Raw genomic sequence first — 15,232 nt, forward strand, 5'->3', positions numbered from 1 at the left:
CGCGACGACACCGATGTCGCCGTGCCGTGACCAGAACGACTGGAGGCCGTCGAACCGTGCGCACGCCCGTCGCCGTCCGTCCCGCCCTGCCCGAGGACCTCGACGCCCTCGTGGACCTCAGCCTGGCCGCCCGCGCCGAGTCCCTGGTGGGCTCCCAGCTCTGCACCGACGACGCGGACCGGCTGCGGCACCAGATCGGCGCCCTGGTCGGCGAGCCCGGCGCCTGCGGGCTGGTCGGCATGCTCGACGGCGAGGTCTGCGGGCTGGTGCTCGCGCGGATCATCGGCCCGAGCCTGTTCACGGACGAGGTGTCCGTCTCGATCGAGGCCGTCTACGTGGCCGAGGGCGCCCGTCGCCGCGGCGTCGGTCACGCGCTGCTGGGCGGCGTGCTCGAGGAGGCCCAGCGCGTCGGCGCCACCGACGTGCTCGCCGTCCCGCTGCCCGGGGCCCGCGGCATGCTGCGGTTCCTGGCCCGGCTCGGGTTCGCCCCGGCCGCCGCGCACCGCGTGGTGAGCACCGAGGCGCTGCAGCGCCGGCTGGTGGCGGACGCCCCCTCGCCGGCCCGCCGCGCCGGCCGGGTCGGCCTGGACGACCTGATCGCCCGGCGACGGCGCGCCCGGGCGGGGCGCGCCGTGACGTCCACCGAGGCGGCTCAGGCCGGCCGGGTGTCGATCAGCATGCAGGTCAGCCGCGCGGAGCAGATCCGCCGGCCCCGCGGGTCCTCGACCACCACGTCGTAGGTCGCGACCTTCCCGCCCAGGTGCACCGCGGTGGCCGTGCCGGTCACCACCCCGTCGGTCGCGGACCGGTGGTGGGTGCAGCTCAGCTCGATCCCGACCGCCTGCCGGCCCGGTCCGGCGTGCGCGTTCGCCGCGTAGGAGCCGAGCGTCTCGGCCAGCACCGCCGAGGCGCCCCCGTGCAGCAGCCCGTACGGCTGCACGTTGCCCGCCACGGGCATGGTGCCCACGGCGCGGTCCGGGCCCACCTCGAGCAGCTCGATGCCCATGCGCTCCATGAGCGTGCCCGGGGGCACGTGGGCGCCCAGCGCCGGGCGGTCGGGGGTCGGGCTCGCGGGCGCGTCGGTGTCAGCCATGCCCGATAGGTTGGCACCCGTGACTGACGCGACGCGACACCTGCCCGACGGCCACGCCGCACGGCTCCTCCTGGTGGACGGGCACTCGATGGCCTACCGGGCGTTCTTCGCCCTCCCGGTGGACAAGTTCGCCACCTCCACCGGCCAGCCCACCAACGCGGTGTTCGGGTTCGTCTCGATGCTGGCCAACCTGCTGCGGGACGAGGAGCCGACGCACGTCGCGGTCGCGTTCGACGCCGGCCGCACCACGTTCCGCACCGAGCAGTACGAGGAGTACAAGGCGAACCGCTCGGCGTCGCCTGAGCCGTTCCGCGGCCAGGTCGAGGTCATCAAGCAGGTCCTCGCGACCATGCACATCCCGACGCTCGACAAGCCGGGATTCGAGGCCGACGACATCCTCGCCACGCTGGCCCGCCAGGGCGCCGCGGAGGGGCTGGACGTGCTCATCTGCTCCGGCGACCGCGACGCGCTCCAGCTCGTGACCGACCGCGTCACCGTGCTGTACCCGGTGAAGGGCGTCTCGGAGCTCGCGCGGATGACCCCCGACGCGGTGCAGGCCAAGTACGGCGTGCCCCCGGAGCGCTACCCCGACATCGCCGCGCTCGTCGGCGAGTCGTCCGACAACCTGCCCGGCGTCCCCGGCGTGGGGCCCAAGACCGCCGCGAAGTGGATCGCCACCTACGACGGGCTGCAGGGCGTGGTCGCGCACGTCGACCAGATCACCGGCAAGGCGGGGGAGTCGCTGCGCGCGCACCTCGACCAGGTGCTGCTGAACCGCCAGCTCAACCGGCTCCTGGACGACCTGGAGCTCCCGCTCGGCCCCGAGGACCTCGCCGCGCGGCCGTGGGACCGCGAGGCGCTGCACACCATCCTCGACGAGCTCGAGTTCCGCACGCTGCGCGACCGGCTGTTCGCGATGCTGCCCGCCGAGGACGGCGGCCCCGCCGAGGTGGCCGGCCCTGCCGAGGGCCCGGTCGTCGTGACCCCGGTCGACGGCGGCCTCGCCGACTGGCTCGCCCGGCACGCCGGGGCCCGGACCGGCGTCGACGTGCAGGGGTCCGCCTCGCCGTCGGGCGGCGACGCCTGGGGGATCGCCCTCGTCGTCGGCGACGAGGCCGTCGCGTACGACCTCGCGCAGATCGCCCCGGCCGACGAGGCGGCGCTCGCCGCGTGGCTCGCCGACCCGGCGCAGCCGAAGGTGCTGCACGCGGCGAAGGAGGCCTGGCACGCGCTGGCCGGCCGCGGGCTGACCCTCGCGGGCGTCGAGTTCGACACCGAGCTCGGCGCGTACCTGCTGCAGCCCGACCGGCGCGGCTACGACCTCTCGGACCTCGCGATCGGCTACCTGCGCCGCGAGCTCGGCGCCGTGGCGGACGAGGGCGCGCAGGGCGCGCTCGACCTGGACCTCGAGGGCTCGCAGGAGGGCGTGCGCGGCGCCGTCCGCGCCGCCGCGGTCGTGGACCTCGTGGACGTGCTGGACGAGCAGCTGGCCGAGCGCGGCGCGGCGCACCTGCTGCGCGACGTCGAGCTCCCGCTCGAGGGCGTCCTGGAGCGGATGGAGCACGTCGGCATCGCCGCGGACGCCGGCTACCTGTCGGCGCTGGAGAAGGAGTACGACAGCGCCGTCCAGCGCGCCGCGGGCGAGGCGTATGACGCGATCGGTCGGGAGGTGAACCTCGGGTCGCCGAAGCAGCTCCAGGAGGTGCTGTTCGACCAGCTCGACATGCCGAAGACCAAGAAGACCAAGACCGGCTACACCACCGACGCGAACGCGCTCGCCGACCTGTTCGCGCGGACCGGCCACCCGTTCCTGGAGCACCTGCTCGCGCACCGCGACGCCATCCGGCTCCGGCAGACCGTCGAGGGCCTGCTGCGCTCGGTGGCCGACGACGGCCGGATCCACACGACGTTCCAGCAGACGATCGCCGCGACGGGCCGCCTGTCGTCGACGGACCCGAACCTGCAGAACATCCCGATCCGCACCGAGGCGGGCCGCCAGATCCGCCGCGCGTTCGTCGTGGGGGTGGGGTACGAGACGCTGCTGACCGCCGACTACTCGCAGATCGAGATGCGGATCATGGCGCACCTGTCCGGCGACGCCGGGCTGATCGAGGCGTTCACCGCGGGCGAGGACCTGCACTCGTACGTCGGCTCGCGGGTGTTCGGCGTGCCGACCGACGAGGTGACCAGCGCGCAGCGGTCCAAGATCAAGGCGATGAGCTACGGCCTGGCGTACGGGCTGTCCTCGTACGGCCTGTCGCAGCAGCTGAAGATCGACGTCGCCGAGGCCTCCGCGCTGATGCGCGACTACTTCTCGCGGTTCGGCGGCGTGCGGGACTACCTCGAGGGCGTCGCGGACGAGGCCCGGGCCACCGGGTACACCGCGACCATCCTCGAGCGGCGGCGCTACCTCCCGGACCTCACGAGCGACAACCGGGTCCGCCGGGAGGCGGCGGAGCGGATGGCCCTGAACGCCCCCATCCAGGGCAGCGCGGCGGACATCATCAAGCTGGCGATGCTGGGCGTGCAGCGCGAGCTCGACGCGCAGGGGCTGGCCTCGCGGCTGCTGCTGCAGGTGCACGACGAGCTCGTGCTCGAGGTCGCGCCGGGGGAGCGCGAGGCGGTCGAGGCGCTGGTGCGCTCCCAGATGGGCGGGGCGTACGCCCTGGACGTGCCGCTGGACGTCTCCGTGGGCGTGGGCCCGAGCTGGCACGACGCGGGTCACTGACCGGCGGGCTACGCCGGGCGGTGCGCGACGAAGATCGCCGTGCCCGGCAGGTGCGCCCCGCGCAGCGGGCTCCAGCCGCCCCACGTCCGGTCGTGCCCCTCGGGCCACTCCGGCTCGACGACGGCGTCGAGCACCAGCCCGGCGCCCACGACGTCCGCGACGTGGTCGCCGATCGTGCGGTGGTGCTCGGAGTACAGGACCCGGCCGTGCTCGTCGGTCTCCACGTAGGGCCGGCGGTCGAAGTACGAGCGGTCCGCGGTGAGCCCGCGCGGGCCGGGGTCGTCGGGGAACGCCCACCGCACGGGATGCGTCACCGAGCAGACCCAGCGGCCGCCCGGGCGGAGCACCCGGGCGGCCTCGGCGTGCACCCGGTGGGCGTCCGCGACGAACGGGATCGCGCCGTAGGCGGTGAACACGACGTCGAACGACGCGTCGGGGAACGGCAGGGCGCGGGCGTCGGCCTGCACCAGCGGCACAGGCGCGGGGCGGCCGGCCACCGGCCCGGCGTCCCGGGCGGGGTCGGCGGCGGCGGCGCGGTCGACGGCGGCCGCGGCGGCGAGCATCCCCGCGGACACGTCCGTCGCGACGGCCAGCGCACCGTGCGCGGCCAGCCACCGCGAGCACTGCGCGGCGCCGGCGCCCACCTCCAGCACCCGGCGGCCCGTGACGTCGCCGAGCAGCCGGGCGTCGGACTCGCGCAGGCCCTCCGGGCACCACAGGAAGTCGTCGTCGCCCAGGAACGCGCCGTGCTCGTCCAGGTACTCGCGGGCGTTCTGGTCCCACCAGCGGCGCCCCGCGCCCTCCGTGGCGGCGGCCGGGACGTCGCGGTAGCCGGCGGCCGCGAGGCGGTCGCCGTCCACGACGGGGTGGGTGTCGTCGGTCGTCACCCGCACGACGGTAGCCGTGCCGGGTGACCCCGCGCGCGCCCCGTCGTGCGTCCCGTCGTGCGTCCCGGCGCGCGTCCCGGCGCGCCCGGGACCTCCGGCTCACGGGTCGCGGCGGGCGCACGGATAGCCTGGTCGCGCCGCACCGCAGCGGCACACCCCACCCTGCAGATGAAGGAGACCCCAGCGTGCGAGTCGGACTGCTCACCGGTGGAGGCGACGTCCCCGGGCTGAACGCGGCGATCCGGGCGGTCGTGAAGCGCGGCGAGGGGGAGTACGGCCACTCCATCATCGGGTTCCGCAACGGCTGGCGGGGCGTCGTGGACGGCGACATCGTCCCGCTGACCCGCAGCCACATCCGCAACGTCCTGCCCGTCGGCGGCACGCTGCTCGGCACGGCCCGGTTCCACCCGCACGCGGCCGACGGCGGCCTCGACGCGGTGCTGGCCACCCTGGAGGCGGAGCGCATCGAGGCGCTCATCTGCATCGGGGGCGACGGGACGCTGCACGCGGCGTCGAAGGTCGCGGAGGCGGGCGTGAAGATCGTCGCGATCCCCAAGACGATCGACAACGACGTGTGGGGCACCGACCGGTCCATCGGCTTCGACACGGCGGTGGAGATCGCGACCGAGGCGCTCGACCGCGTGCACACCACGGCGGAGTCCCACAACCGCGTGATGATCGTCGAGGTCATGGGCCGGCACGCCGGATGGATCGCCGTGACCGCGGGCATCGCCGGCGGCGCCGAGGTGGTGCTCGCCCCCGAGGAGCCGTTCGACATCGACAAGGTCATCAAGTTCCTCAAGCACCGGCACCGCGCGCACGCGAACTTCTCCATCGTGGTCGTCGCCGAGGGCGCCGTGCCCGCCGAGGGCACCTCGATGTCCTACGAGGCCCCGGTCGGCCAGTTCGGCGAGATCGTCGCCGGCGCGATCGGCGAGCGGGTCAAGGCGGAGATCGAGAAGCGCACCGGGTTCGACACCCGCGTGACGGTGCTCGGGCACGTGCAGCGCGGCGGGAGCCCGGTGCCGGCGGACCGCATCCTCGGCAGCCGGTTCGGCGTCGCCGCGATCGACGCGATCAGCCGCGGCGAGACCGACGTGATGACCGCGCTGCGCGGCGAGGAGGTCGTCCTGGTTCCGCTGCCCGAGATCGCCGGCAAGGTCAAGACGGTCCCGGCGGACCTGCTGCAGGTGGCGCGCGCGCTGGCCTGACCCGGCGGCGCCGCGCGGCGCGACCGGGTGCTTTGACCGGCTGTCGTCAAGGCCGGTAAGGTATTCGGCGGTGTGGCGTGCCTACGCGTGCGCGTGTCGTGCGGGGCTGCTTGCGCCACCCGAACCCCTGTCCTACTACTTCATGTCCGCATCGGAGCCCATCCCTACATGAGCATCTCCACCCCCGCCAAGCCCGGCACCCCGCAGGTCGCGATCAACGACATCGGCTCGGCCGAGGACTTCCTCGCCGCCGTCGACGCCACCATCAAGTACTTCAACGACGGTGACATCGTCGAGGGCACCATCGTCAAGGTCGACCGCGACGAGGTGCTGCTCGACATCGGTTACAAGACCGAGGGCGTCATCCCGTCCCGCGAGCTGTCCATCAAGCACGACGTGGACCCGGGCGAGGTCGTCAAGGTCGGTGACGAGGTCGAGGCCCTCGTCCTCCAGAAGGAGGACAAGGAAGGCCGGCTGATCCTGTCCAAGAAGCGCGCGCAGTACGAGCGCGCCTGGGGCACGATCGAGAAGATCAAGGAGGAGGACGGCGTCGTCACCGGCACCGTCATCGAGGTGGTCAAGGGTGGCCTCATCCTCGACATCGGCCTCCGTGGCTTCCTGCCCGCCTCCCTGGTGGAGATGCGTCGTGTCCGCGACCTCCAGCCGTACGTCGGCAAGGAGATCGAGGCGAAGATCATCGAGCTCGACAAGAACCGCAACAACGTGGTCCTGTCGCGCCGCGCCTGGCTCGAGCAGACGCAGTCCGAGGTCCGCTCCACCTTCCTGCAGACCCTGCAGAAGGGCCAGGTGCGCCCCGGTGTCGTGTCCTCGATCGTCAACTTCGGTGCGTTCGTCGACCTGGGCGGCGTGGACGGGCTCGTGCACGTCTCCGAGCTGTCCTGGAAGCACATCGACCACCCGTCCGAGGTCGTCGAGGTCGGCCAGGAGGTCACGGTCGAGGTCCTGGACGTCGACTTCGACCGCGAGCGTGTCTCCCTGTCGCTGAAGGCGACGCAGGAGGACCCGTGGCAGGCCTTCGCCCGGACGCACGCCATCGGCCAGGTCGTCCCCGGCAAGGTCACCAAGCTCGTCCCGTTCGGTGCGTTCGTGCGCGTGGAGGACGGCATCGAGGGCCTGGTCCACATCTCGGAGCTGGCCGTGCGCCACGTCGAGATCCCGGAGCAGGTCGTCCAGGTCGGCGACGACGTGTTCGTCAAGGTCATCGACATCGACCTGGAGCGCCGCCGCATCTCGCTGTCGCTCAAGCAGGCGAACGAGGGCTTCGACCCGACCTCCGAGGACTTCGACCCCGCGCTGTACGGCATGGCGGCCGAGTACGACGAGGAGGGGAACTACAAGTACCCCGAGGGCTTCGACCCGGCGACCAACGAGTGGCTCGAGGGCTTCGAGGCGCAGCGTGAGGTCTGGGAGGCGCAGTACGCCAAGGCGCACGAGCGCTGGGAGGCGCACCGCAAGCAGGTCCTGGACGCGGTCCAGGCCGACGCGGAGGCCGCGAACGGCGGTGGCGAGAGCGCCGCGTCGTCCTCGTCCTCGTCGTCCAGCTCCTCGGCGTCGTCCTACTCCTCGGCTCCGGCCCAGGAGGCGACCGGCACGCTGGCGTCGGACGAGGCCCTGGCCGCGCTCCGCGAGAAGCTCACCGGCAACTGAGCCGACCGCCGGGCACGCCCGGCGCACGGTCCGACGGGCCGGTCACCTGCGGGTGGCCGGCCCGTCGGCGTCCCCGGGGGACGCGGTGGTCCACGGGCTGCGCAGGGGCCGCTGTCACCCCTGCGTGAGAGGATCGTCGACGCCGCCCCTCACCACGCGAAAGGCCGTGCTGTGCCCGCCCGCTCCACCTCGCCGCGACCGGCTGCGCTCACCGGATCGGTGCTCCGGCGGTCGCTGCTCCTCATGGGCCGCGGCATCGCGTCCCAGCCCCGCACGTACGTGCTGGCCATCGGCACCTCCGCCCTGTACGGCGCCCTCACCGTCGCGGTGAGCCGGGTGCTCGGCTGGGCGACGGACAGCGTCGTCGTCCCCGCGATCGGTGGCTCCGCGCAGGCGCAGGGCCGGATCTGGGTCGCGGGCGCGGTGCTCGCGCTCGTCGCCGTGTCGCTGGCCGCCGCGGTCGCCGGGCGCCGGGTGTTCGCGGGCATGGGAGTGGCCGACCAGCAGGCGATGCACCGTCGCGGGGTCACGCGCCAGTACCTGCGGCTGCCGATGACGTGGCACCGCCGCCACCCCACCGGGCAGCTGCTGTCCAACGCCTCCGCGGACGTCGAGGCCGCCACGGGCGTGTTCAACCCGCTGCCGTTCGCGCTGGGCGTCGTCGTGATGATCGGCGTCGCGGCGGTCGCGCTGCTGTCCACCGACGTGTGGCTGGCGCTGGCCGCCCTCGTCGTGCTGCCCGCCGCGGTCGTGGCCAACCTGGTGTTCCAGCGCAAGATGTCGCCCGCGGCCACGCGCGCCCAGCAGCTGCGGGCCGAGGTGGCGGACATCGCGCACGAGAGCTTCGAGGCCGCGCTGCTGGTGAAGTCGCTCGGCACGGAGGACCGCGAGGAGCGCCGGTTCGCCGAGCGCACCGCGCAGCTGCGGGAGGCGAACGTCCGCGTCGGGGTGGTGCGCGCGTACTTCGACCCGGTCATCGACATGCTGCCGAGCCTCGGCACGCTGCTGGTGCTCCTGGTCGGCGTGGTCCGGGTGCAGGCCGGCGCGGTGGGGACCGGGGACGTCGTCTCGGCGGCGTACCTGCTCACGCTGATGGCGGTGCCGGTGCGGGCGTTCGGCTGGGTGCTCGGCGAGCTCCCGCGCGCCCTCGTCGGGCACGAGCGCGTCGCCCGGGTCGTGGACGCCGAGGGCGAGCTGGTCCCGGGCACCGCGCCGCTCGTGCGCCGGCCGGCGGGGGCGTCGCTCCGGATGTCCGGCGTCGGCGTGCGGGTCCCCGGCCCGGACGGCCCGGTGGACCTGCTGCGCGACGTCGACCTCGAGGTGGCTGCGGGACGGGTCGTCGCCGTGGTCGGCCCCACCGGCGCGGGCAAGACGACGCTGGTGTCGCTCGTGCCCCGGCTGACCGACCCCACGAGCGGCACCGTGGAGGTCGACGGCACGGACGTCCGGGACCTCGTGCCGGACGACCTCACCGACCAGGTCGTCCTGGTCGGGCAGCAGACCTTCGTGTTCGAGGACACGGTGCGCGGCAACGTCACGCTGTGCGACCCCGACGACCCGGCCGCGCCGTCGGACGACGAGGTCTGGGCGGCCCTGCGGCTCGCGCGGGTGGACGGCGTGGTGCGGGACCTGCCGGGCGGCCTGGACGCCCCGCTGGGCGAGCGCGGCTCGAACCTCTCCGGCGGGCAGCGCCAGCGGCTGGCCATCGCCCGTGCGCTGGTGCGGCGGCCCCGGCTGCTCGTGCTGGACGACGCGACCTCGGCCGTCGACCCGCGGGTCGAGCAGGGCATCCTCACCGGGCTGCGGGAGCACACCGGCGACGCCGCGGGCGGGCCGACCGTCCTGCTCGTCGCGTACCGGATGTCGTCGGTGCTGCTCGCCGACGAGGTCGTGCACGTGGAGGGCGGCCGGGTGGTCGACCAGGGCACCCACGCGGAGCTGCTGGCCCGCGACCCGGGCTACCGGGCGCTCGCCACGGCGTACGAGGACGAGTCGGAGCGCCGCGCGGCGCTGCGCGCGGAGGCGCTGGACGCGGAGGCCGCCGCCGAGGACGCGCTGGACGCGGAGGGGGCACGATGAGCGCGCAGGACCGGCCGTCCGGGCTGGGCGGGACCGAGCAGCTCGGGGTGCTGGGCACCCTGCGGCGGGGCGTGCAGGTGTCCCCGCAGCTCGTGCAGGGCCTGTGGGTGACGTTCCTGCTGGCGGTGCTCGCCGCGGCGGGCAAGGTCGTGGTCCCGGTCGCCGTCCAGCAGGTGATGGACACCGGCGTGCTCGCCGAGGGCGGTCCCGACATCCGCCGCGTCGTGACGCTGGTGTGCGCCGCGGCCCTCGCGCTCGTCGCCGGCGGGGTCTGCTCGGCGCTGGTCAACGTGCGGCTGTTCCGGGCCAGCGAGGCCGGGCTGGCCGAGCTCCGCGTCCGGGCGTTCCGGCACGTGCACGACCTGTCCGTGCTCACGCAGAACACCGAGCGGCGCGGGTCGCTGGTGTCGCGGGTGACGTCGGACGTCGACACGATCTCGCTGTTCGTGCAGTGGGGCGGCATCATGCTGCTGGTCTCGACGCTGCAGGTGGCGGTGGCGACCGCGCTGATGGCGGCGTACTCGTGGCAGCTGACGATCCTGGTGTGGCTCTGCTTCGGGCCGCTGGTGATCGCCCTGCGCCCGCTTCAGCGCCGCGTGAACGTCGCCTACACCCGGGTGCGCGAGCGCGTCGGCGCCATGCTCGGCGCCGTGTCCGAGGCCGTCGTCGGGGCGGAGACCATCCGGGCGTACGGCGTGCAGCGCCGCGTCCAGCGGAACGTCGACGCGCGGATCGGCGCCACCCGGGACGCGATGGTCCGGGCCCAGAACACCGTGGCCGTCGTGTTCTCGTCGGGCGTCCTCGTCGCGAACCTCGTGCTCGCCGTGGTCGTGGTCGCCGGCACCGCGCTCGGGGTCGCCGGGGACCTCAGCGTCGGCCGGCTGCTGGCGTTCCTGTTCCTGGTCCAGCTGTTCACCGGTCCGGTGCAGCAGGCCACCGAGGTGCTGAACGAGCTGCAGAACGCCGTCGCCGGGTGGCGGCGGGTGCTCGGCATCATCGACACGCCCGTGCAGGTGGCCGACCCCGGGCCTCGCGGCGTGCCGTCGCCGCGGGGGCCTGCGGCCGTCGAGCTGCGGGGCGTCGGCTTCGCCTACCCGGACGGGCCGCCCGTGCTGCACGGCGTCGACCTGCGGCTCCCGGCCGGCCGGTCCACCGCCGTGGTCGGGGCGACGGGCTCGGGCAAGACGACGATCGCCAAGCTCGTGACCCGGCTGATGGACCCGACGCAGGGCGAGGTGCTGCTGGACGGCACGGACCTGCGGACCGTCCGGGCGGCCGACCTGCGCCGCCGCGTCGTCATGGTGCCGCAGGAGGGCTTCCTGTTCGACGCCACGCTCGCCGAGAACCTCGTGTACGGGCTGCGGACCCCGGACGGCCGCACCCCGACCCCGCAGGCGGCGGAGCCGCAGCTGCGCGCCGCGCTGGCGGAGCTCGGCCTGTCCGACTGGGTCGACGAGCTCCCGAGCGGGCTGCACACGCCGGTCGGCCAGCGCGGCGAGGCGCTGTCGGCGGGGGAGCGGCAGCTGGTCGCGCTGACCCGGGCCTACCTGGCCGACGCGGACCTGCTGGTGCTCGACGAGGCGACGTCCGCCGTCGACCCCGCCACCGAGGTGCGGATCGCCCGGGCGCTGGACTCCCTCACCACAGGCCGCAGCACCGTCACCATCGCGCACCGCCTGTCCACGGCGGAGGCGGCGGACCTCGTCGTGGTCGTCGACGCCGGGCGGGTCGTCGAGCACGGGCAGCACGACCGGCTCGTCGCGCAGGACGGCGTGTACGCGGCGATGCACCGGGCCTGGGTCTCGCAGACGCGCTGAGCTGGTCGCCGCCGCGGGCCGTCCGCGTGGCAGGATCGGGGGGTGACGGACGAGCAGAACCCCGGACCCCTCGGCACCTCCGGACTCGACCCCGCGGTGGCCTCCCGGCTGACCCGCGACGCGGCCGGTCTGGTCGCGGCGGTCGTGCAGCAGCACGACACCGGCGAGGTGCTGATGGTCGGCTGGATGGACGACGAGGCCCTGCACCGCACCCTCACCACGGGGCGCGTGACGTTCTGGAGCCGGTCCCGGCAGGAGTACTGGCGCAAGGGCGACACCTCCGGCCACGCCCAGTACGTGAAGTCCGTGGAGCTCGACTGCGACGGCGACGCGCTCCTGGTGCGCGTCGACCAGGTGGGCGTCGCCTGCCACACGGGCACGCGCACCTGCTTCGAGGCGGGCGGTCGGCTCGACGCGGTCGTCGGCGAGCGGCCCGCCGTGTCCGCGGGGGAGCGCTCGTGACCGCCGACGCGCCCGCGGCGGCCGCCGCCACCCCGCAGGCCCCGGCCGTGGACGTCCCCTGGGGGGCCACGTGGCCCGCGCTGGACGAGTTCCGCGAGCTCGCCGGCACGCGCCGGGTCATCCCCGTCGTGCGGCGGCTGCTGGCCGACGACACCACGCCCGTCGGCCTGTACCGGACGCTCGCGGCGGGCCGTCCCGGGACGTTCATCCTCGAGTCCGCGGAGTCCGACGGCACCTGGTCGCGCTGGTCGTTCGTCGGCGTGCGCTCCCGCGCCACGCTGACCGTCCGCGACGGCCGCGCGGTGTGGACCGGTGACGTGCCCGCGGGCGTCCCGACGCAGGGCGACCCCCTGGCCGTGCTCGGGGAGACGCTCGAGGTGCTGCGCACCCCCGCCGTGCCCGGCCTGCCCCCGCTGACCGGCGGGCTCGTCGGCGCGCTCGGCTGGGACGTCGTGCGCCACTGGGAGCCCACGCTGCCCGCGACGGCGCCCGACGAGCTCGGCGTCCCCGAGATGACGCTGTGCCTCGCGAGCGACCTCGCGATCACCGACCACCACGACGGCTCCGTGTGGCTGGTGGCGAACGCCATCAACTTCGACGGCACCGACGAGCGGGTCGACGACGCGCACGCCGACGCGGTCGCCCGGCTGGACGCCATGCAGGACGCGCTCCTGCGGCCCGCGGCGCCGGCGGCCGCCCGGCTGGTCGACGCCCCGGTCCCCGAGCTCGAGTTCCGCTCCACGCCGGCCGAGTACGAGGAGGCCGTGGGGATCGGCAAGGAGGCGATCCGGGACGGCGAGGTGTTCCAGGTGGTGCTCTCGCAGCGCCTCGACCTGGACTGCCCGGCCGAGCCGCTCGACGTCTACCGCGTCCTGCGGACGATCAACCCGAGCCCGTACATGTACTACCTGCAGCTGCAGGACGCCGACGGGCACGACTTCGCGGTGGTCGGTTCCAGCCCGGAGACGCTGGTCAAGGTCACCGAGGGCCACGTCACGACGTTCCCCATCGCCGGGTCGCGGCCCCGCGGGGCCACACCGGAGGAGGACCGGGCGCTGCACGACGAGCTCCTGGCCGACCCCAAGGAGCGCGCCGAGCACCTCATGCTGGTCGACCTCGCGCGCAACGACCTGGTGAAGGTGTGCGAGCCAGCGACCGTCGAGGTCGTCGAGTTCATGGCCGTGCGCCGGTTCAGCCACATCATGCACATCTGCTCCACGGTCGTCGGCCGCCTCCGGGCGGGGGCCACCGCGCTCGGCGCGTTCACCGCGACGTTCCCGGCCGGCACGCTCTCGGGGGCCCCGAAGCCGCGGGCGATCGCGCTGATCGACGAGATCGAGCCTGCCCGCCGGGGCATCTACGGCGGCACGGTCGGCTACTTCGACCTCGCGGGCGACATGGACATGGCGATCGCGATCCGGACGGCGCTCATCCGGGACGGCCGCGCGAGCGTCCAGGCCGGTGCGGGCATCGTCGCGGACTCCGTGCCGGCGACCGAGCACCAGGAGTCGCGCGACAAGGCCGCCGCCGCGGTGCGGGCCGTGCAGATCGCCGCCCGGCTGCGGCCGGTCGGCCGGCCGTGACGGCGGAGGAGGCGGGTCCCACGGGCACGACGGGCCGTAGTCCCGGCCGCGGGCGCTTGGTGCTCGTGCTGCTGCTGCTGTCCGGCCTGGTGGCGTTGACCGCGCTGCCGGTGTGGATCACGGCCACGGCTGCCAGCCCCGTCGCCGAGGAGGTCGACGTCGTGGTCCGCGGCACGGCCGCCGCACCGGGTCTGGTGGCGGCCGCGCTCGTGCTGCTCGCGGCCGCGGCAGCGCTCGGCCTCGTCGGGCGCGTCGGGCGCTGGGTGGTCGTCGTGGTCGTGGCCGCGGGCGGCGCGCTGGTCGTCGCCTCCGCGCTGGCCGCGCGCTCCGGGGCCACCGCCACCGCCGAGCGGGCCGCCGCCGAGGCGACCGGGGTGCCGAGCCTCACGGCCGGCCCGGAGGTCGCCGCCTGGCCCCTGGTGTCCGCCGCGCTGGGCGTGCTCGTCCTCGTGGCCGCCGTCGGGCTCGCCCGGGCGTCCGGCCGCTGGGCGGCGCCGTCGGACCGCCACGAGCGCGCGTCCGGCCCCAGGGCGCGTCCCACGGCCGACGCGGCGGCGGGGCGGGCAGCCGGACCGGCGACGGCCCCCGACGCGCCGACGGGACGTCCCGCGCACCCCGTCACGCCCGACCCGTCCGACGAGCGCGGGACGTGGGACGCGCTGACGCGTGGGGACGACCCGACCTGACAGGTCCGCTAGGGTGACGACACACAGTCATGAAAGGTGTTCCACGATGGTCGAGCAGTCGCTCCGTTCCCACGGCGTCGTGTCGGGGGCGCAGAACACACCCCGCACCGAGACGCTGCGGCTGCCCCCGAAGGCCCCGCCGACGAACCACGGCCACACCGCTGCCGCCTGGACCACGACGATCGTCGTCCTGTTCGGCTCGGTGGCCGCGGCCCTGGGCCTGATCCTCGACCACACCTGGATGTTCTACGCCGGCATCGGCGTGGCGCTGCTCGGGGTCGTGGTCGGCAAGGTGCTGCAGGTCCTGGGCTACGGCCAGGGCGGCAAGCACACGCTGGAGAAGGCCAGGAAGAACGGCGGGCACTGACCCGACGGCCCGTCACGGTGGACGTGAGGGCCGCGCTCCGGTAGACCTGGGGCCCCGGCAGCCGCCCGACCAGGGCTGATGCCGGCCGACCGCATCCACTCGAGAGCACGAGGAGCTCCATGTCGACCCCGAACGAGCCGCAGGACCCGTACTCCGCCCCCGACGGCCAGGGCTCCGGCGACCAGTCCGGGTCCGTGCCGCCGTACCAGGGCGGCACGCCCTCGCAGGGCGCCGGGCAGAGCGGCATCCCGCAGTACGGCCAGTACACCGGTGGCGAGCCCGCCGGGGGCTACGGCCAGCCGGCCGGTGGCTACGGCCAGCCCGCCCCGTACCCGCAGGGCGGCCCCCAGGGCTACGGCGCCGGGTTCTACCCCAAGAACAACCTGGCCGTCTGGTCGCTGGTCCTGGCGATCGTCGGCTTCTTCGTCTGCTCGATCTTCACGAGCATCCCCGGCATCATCGTCGGGTCGAAGGCGAAGCAGGCCGTCGCGCGCGGCGAGGCGAACAACGGCTCGCTCGCCAACGCCGGCTACATCACGTCGTGGATCGTCACGGGCCTGCAGGCCATCTTCCTGATCTTCTTCGTCATCGCGATCGCGACCGGTGGCTTCGCCGCGTACCTCGACTCGATCGACTCCACCACGTACTGAC

13 protein-coding genes are annotated in these 15,232 nt (G+C 74.6%); 11 read left to right on the forward strand and 2 right to left on the reverse strand.

Annotated features, from left to right (window positions below; all coding sequences use genetic code 11):
• Positions 1 to 56 precede the first annotated feature (56 nt).
• A complete protein-coding gene (locus KJP73_RS04560; protein ID WP_213281613.1) occupies positions 57 to 740 on the forward strand; it encodes a GNAT family N-acetyltransferase in 684 nt (227 codons plus the stop codon).
• Here the strand turns inward: KJP73_RS04560 and KJP73_RS04565 are convergent.
• Positions 653 to 1,093 carry a PaaI family thioesterase gene (locus KJP73_RS04565; protein ID WP_213281614.1) on the reverse strand — a complete coding sequence of 147 codons (441 nt, stop codon included), beginning with the start codon at positions 1,091 to 1,093 and terminating at the stop codon, positions 653 to 655. The two genes, KJP73_RS04560 and KJP73_RS04565, sit on opposite strands and share 88 nt — an antisense overlap.
• Here KJP73_RS04565 and polA point away from each other — a divergent pair.
• On the forward strand, positions 1,092 to 3,821 hold the full coding sequence (gene polA / locus KJP73_RS04570) for a DNA polymerase I (protein WP_213281615.1): 2,730 nt from the start codon (positions 1,092 to 1,094) through the stop codon (positions 3,819 to 3,821). The two genes, KJP73_RS04565 and polA, sit on opposite strands and share 2 nt — an antisense overlap.
• An 8-nt stretch (positions 3,822 to 3,829) precedes the next feature.
• Here the strand turns inward: polA and KJP73_RS04575 are convergent, their stop codons facing one another.
• Positions 3,830 to 4,708 carry a class I SAM-dependent methyltransferase gene (locus KJP73_RS04575; RefSeq protein ID WP_249669100.1) on the reverse strand — a complete coding sequence of 293 codons (879 nt, stop codon included), beginning with the start codon at positions 4,706 to 4,708 and terminating at the stop codon, positions 3,830 to 3,832.
• 185 nt (positions 4,709 to 4,893) lie between these two features.
• Here KJP73_RS04575 and KJP73_RS04580 point away from each other — a divergent pair, with 185 nt between their 5' ends.
• The 9 genes from KJP73_RS04580 to KJP73_RS04620 all read left to right on the forward strand — a co-directional run bounded on the left by KJP73_RS04580 (position 4,894) and on the right by KJP73_RS04620 (position 15,231).
• Entirely contained in the window at positions 4,894 to 5,919 is a 1,026-nt protein-coding gene (locus tag KJP73_RS04580; protein ID WP_213281616.1) for a 6-phosphofructokinase, read from the forward strand.
• Between the two features lie 168 nt (positions 5,920 to 6,087).
• Positions 6,088 to 7,587: a 30S ribosomal protein S1 gene (rpsA, locus tag KJP73_RS04585; RefSeq protein WP_213281617.1), complete on the forward strand. Its 1,500-nt coding sequence runs from the start codon at positions 6,088 to 6,090 to the stop codon at positions 7,585 to 7,587.
• Positions 7,588 to 7,830: 243 nt separating this feature from the next.
• Complete coding sequence (locus tag KJP73_RS04590; protein WP_213281732.1) at positions 7,831 to 9,666, forward strand: ABC transporter ATP-binding protein; 1,836 nt, start codon at positions 7,831 to 7,833, stop codon at positions 9,664 to 9,666.
• Positions 9,663 to 11,483, forward strand: coding sequence for an ABC transporter ATP-binding protein (locus KJP73_RS04595; RefSeq protein ID WP_213281618.1), 1,821 nt, complete (start codon positions 9,663 to 9,665; stop codon positions 11,481 to 11,483). The genes KJP73_RS04590 and KJP73_RS04595 overlap by 4 nt, the downstream gene beginning before the upstream one ends.
• Positions 11,484 to 11,525: 42 nt before the next feature.
• Entirely contained in the window at positions 11,526 to 11,945 is a 420-nt protein-coding gene (gene hisI, locus KJP73_RS04600; RefSeq protein ID WP_213281619.1) for a phosphoribosyl-AMP cyclohydrolase, read from the forward strand.
• The gene (locus tag KJP73_RS04605; RefSeq protein WP_213281620.1) at positions 11,942 to 13,528 is read left to right on the forward strand and encodes an anthranilate synthase component I; all 1,587 of its coding nucleotides are present in this window, start codon (positions 11,942 to 11,944) and stop codon (positions 13,526 to 13,528) included. Before hisI ends, KJP73_RS04605 begins: the two co-directional genes overlap by 4 nt.
• Positions 13,529 to 13,587: 59 nt before the next feature.
• On the forward strand, positions 13,588 to 14,214 hold the full coding sequence (locus KJP73_RS04610; protein ID WP_249669101.1) for a Trp biosynthesis-associated membrane protein: 627 nt from the start codon (positions 13,588 to 13,590) through the stop codon (positions 14,212 to 14,214).
• A 46-nt stretch (positions 14,215 to 14,260) separates the two neighbouring features.
• Positions 14,261 to 14,581, forward strand: a complete 321-nt coding sequence (locus tag KJP73_RS04615; protein WP_213281622.1) for an HGxxPAAW family protein — start codon at positions 14,261 to 14,263, stop codon at positions 14,579 to 14,581.
• A gap of 119 nt (positions 14,582 to 14,700) precedes the next feature.
• Positions 14,701 to 15,231 (forward strand): DUF4190 domain-containing protein, encoded by a 531-nt coding sequence (locus KJP73_RS04620; RefSeq protein WP_213281623.1) that lies wholly within the window; start codon positions 14,701 to 14,703, stop codon positions 15,229 to 15,231.
• Position 15,232 lies beyond the last annotated feature (1 nt).

Source organism: Cellulomonas hominis, assembly GCF_901521055.1.
Taxonomy (GTDB): domain Bacteria; phylum Actinomycetota; class Actinomycetes; order Actinomycetales; family Cellulomonadaceae; genus Cellulomonas; species Cellulomonas endometrii.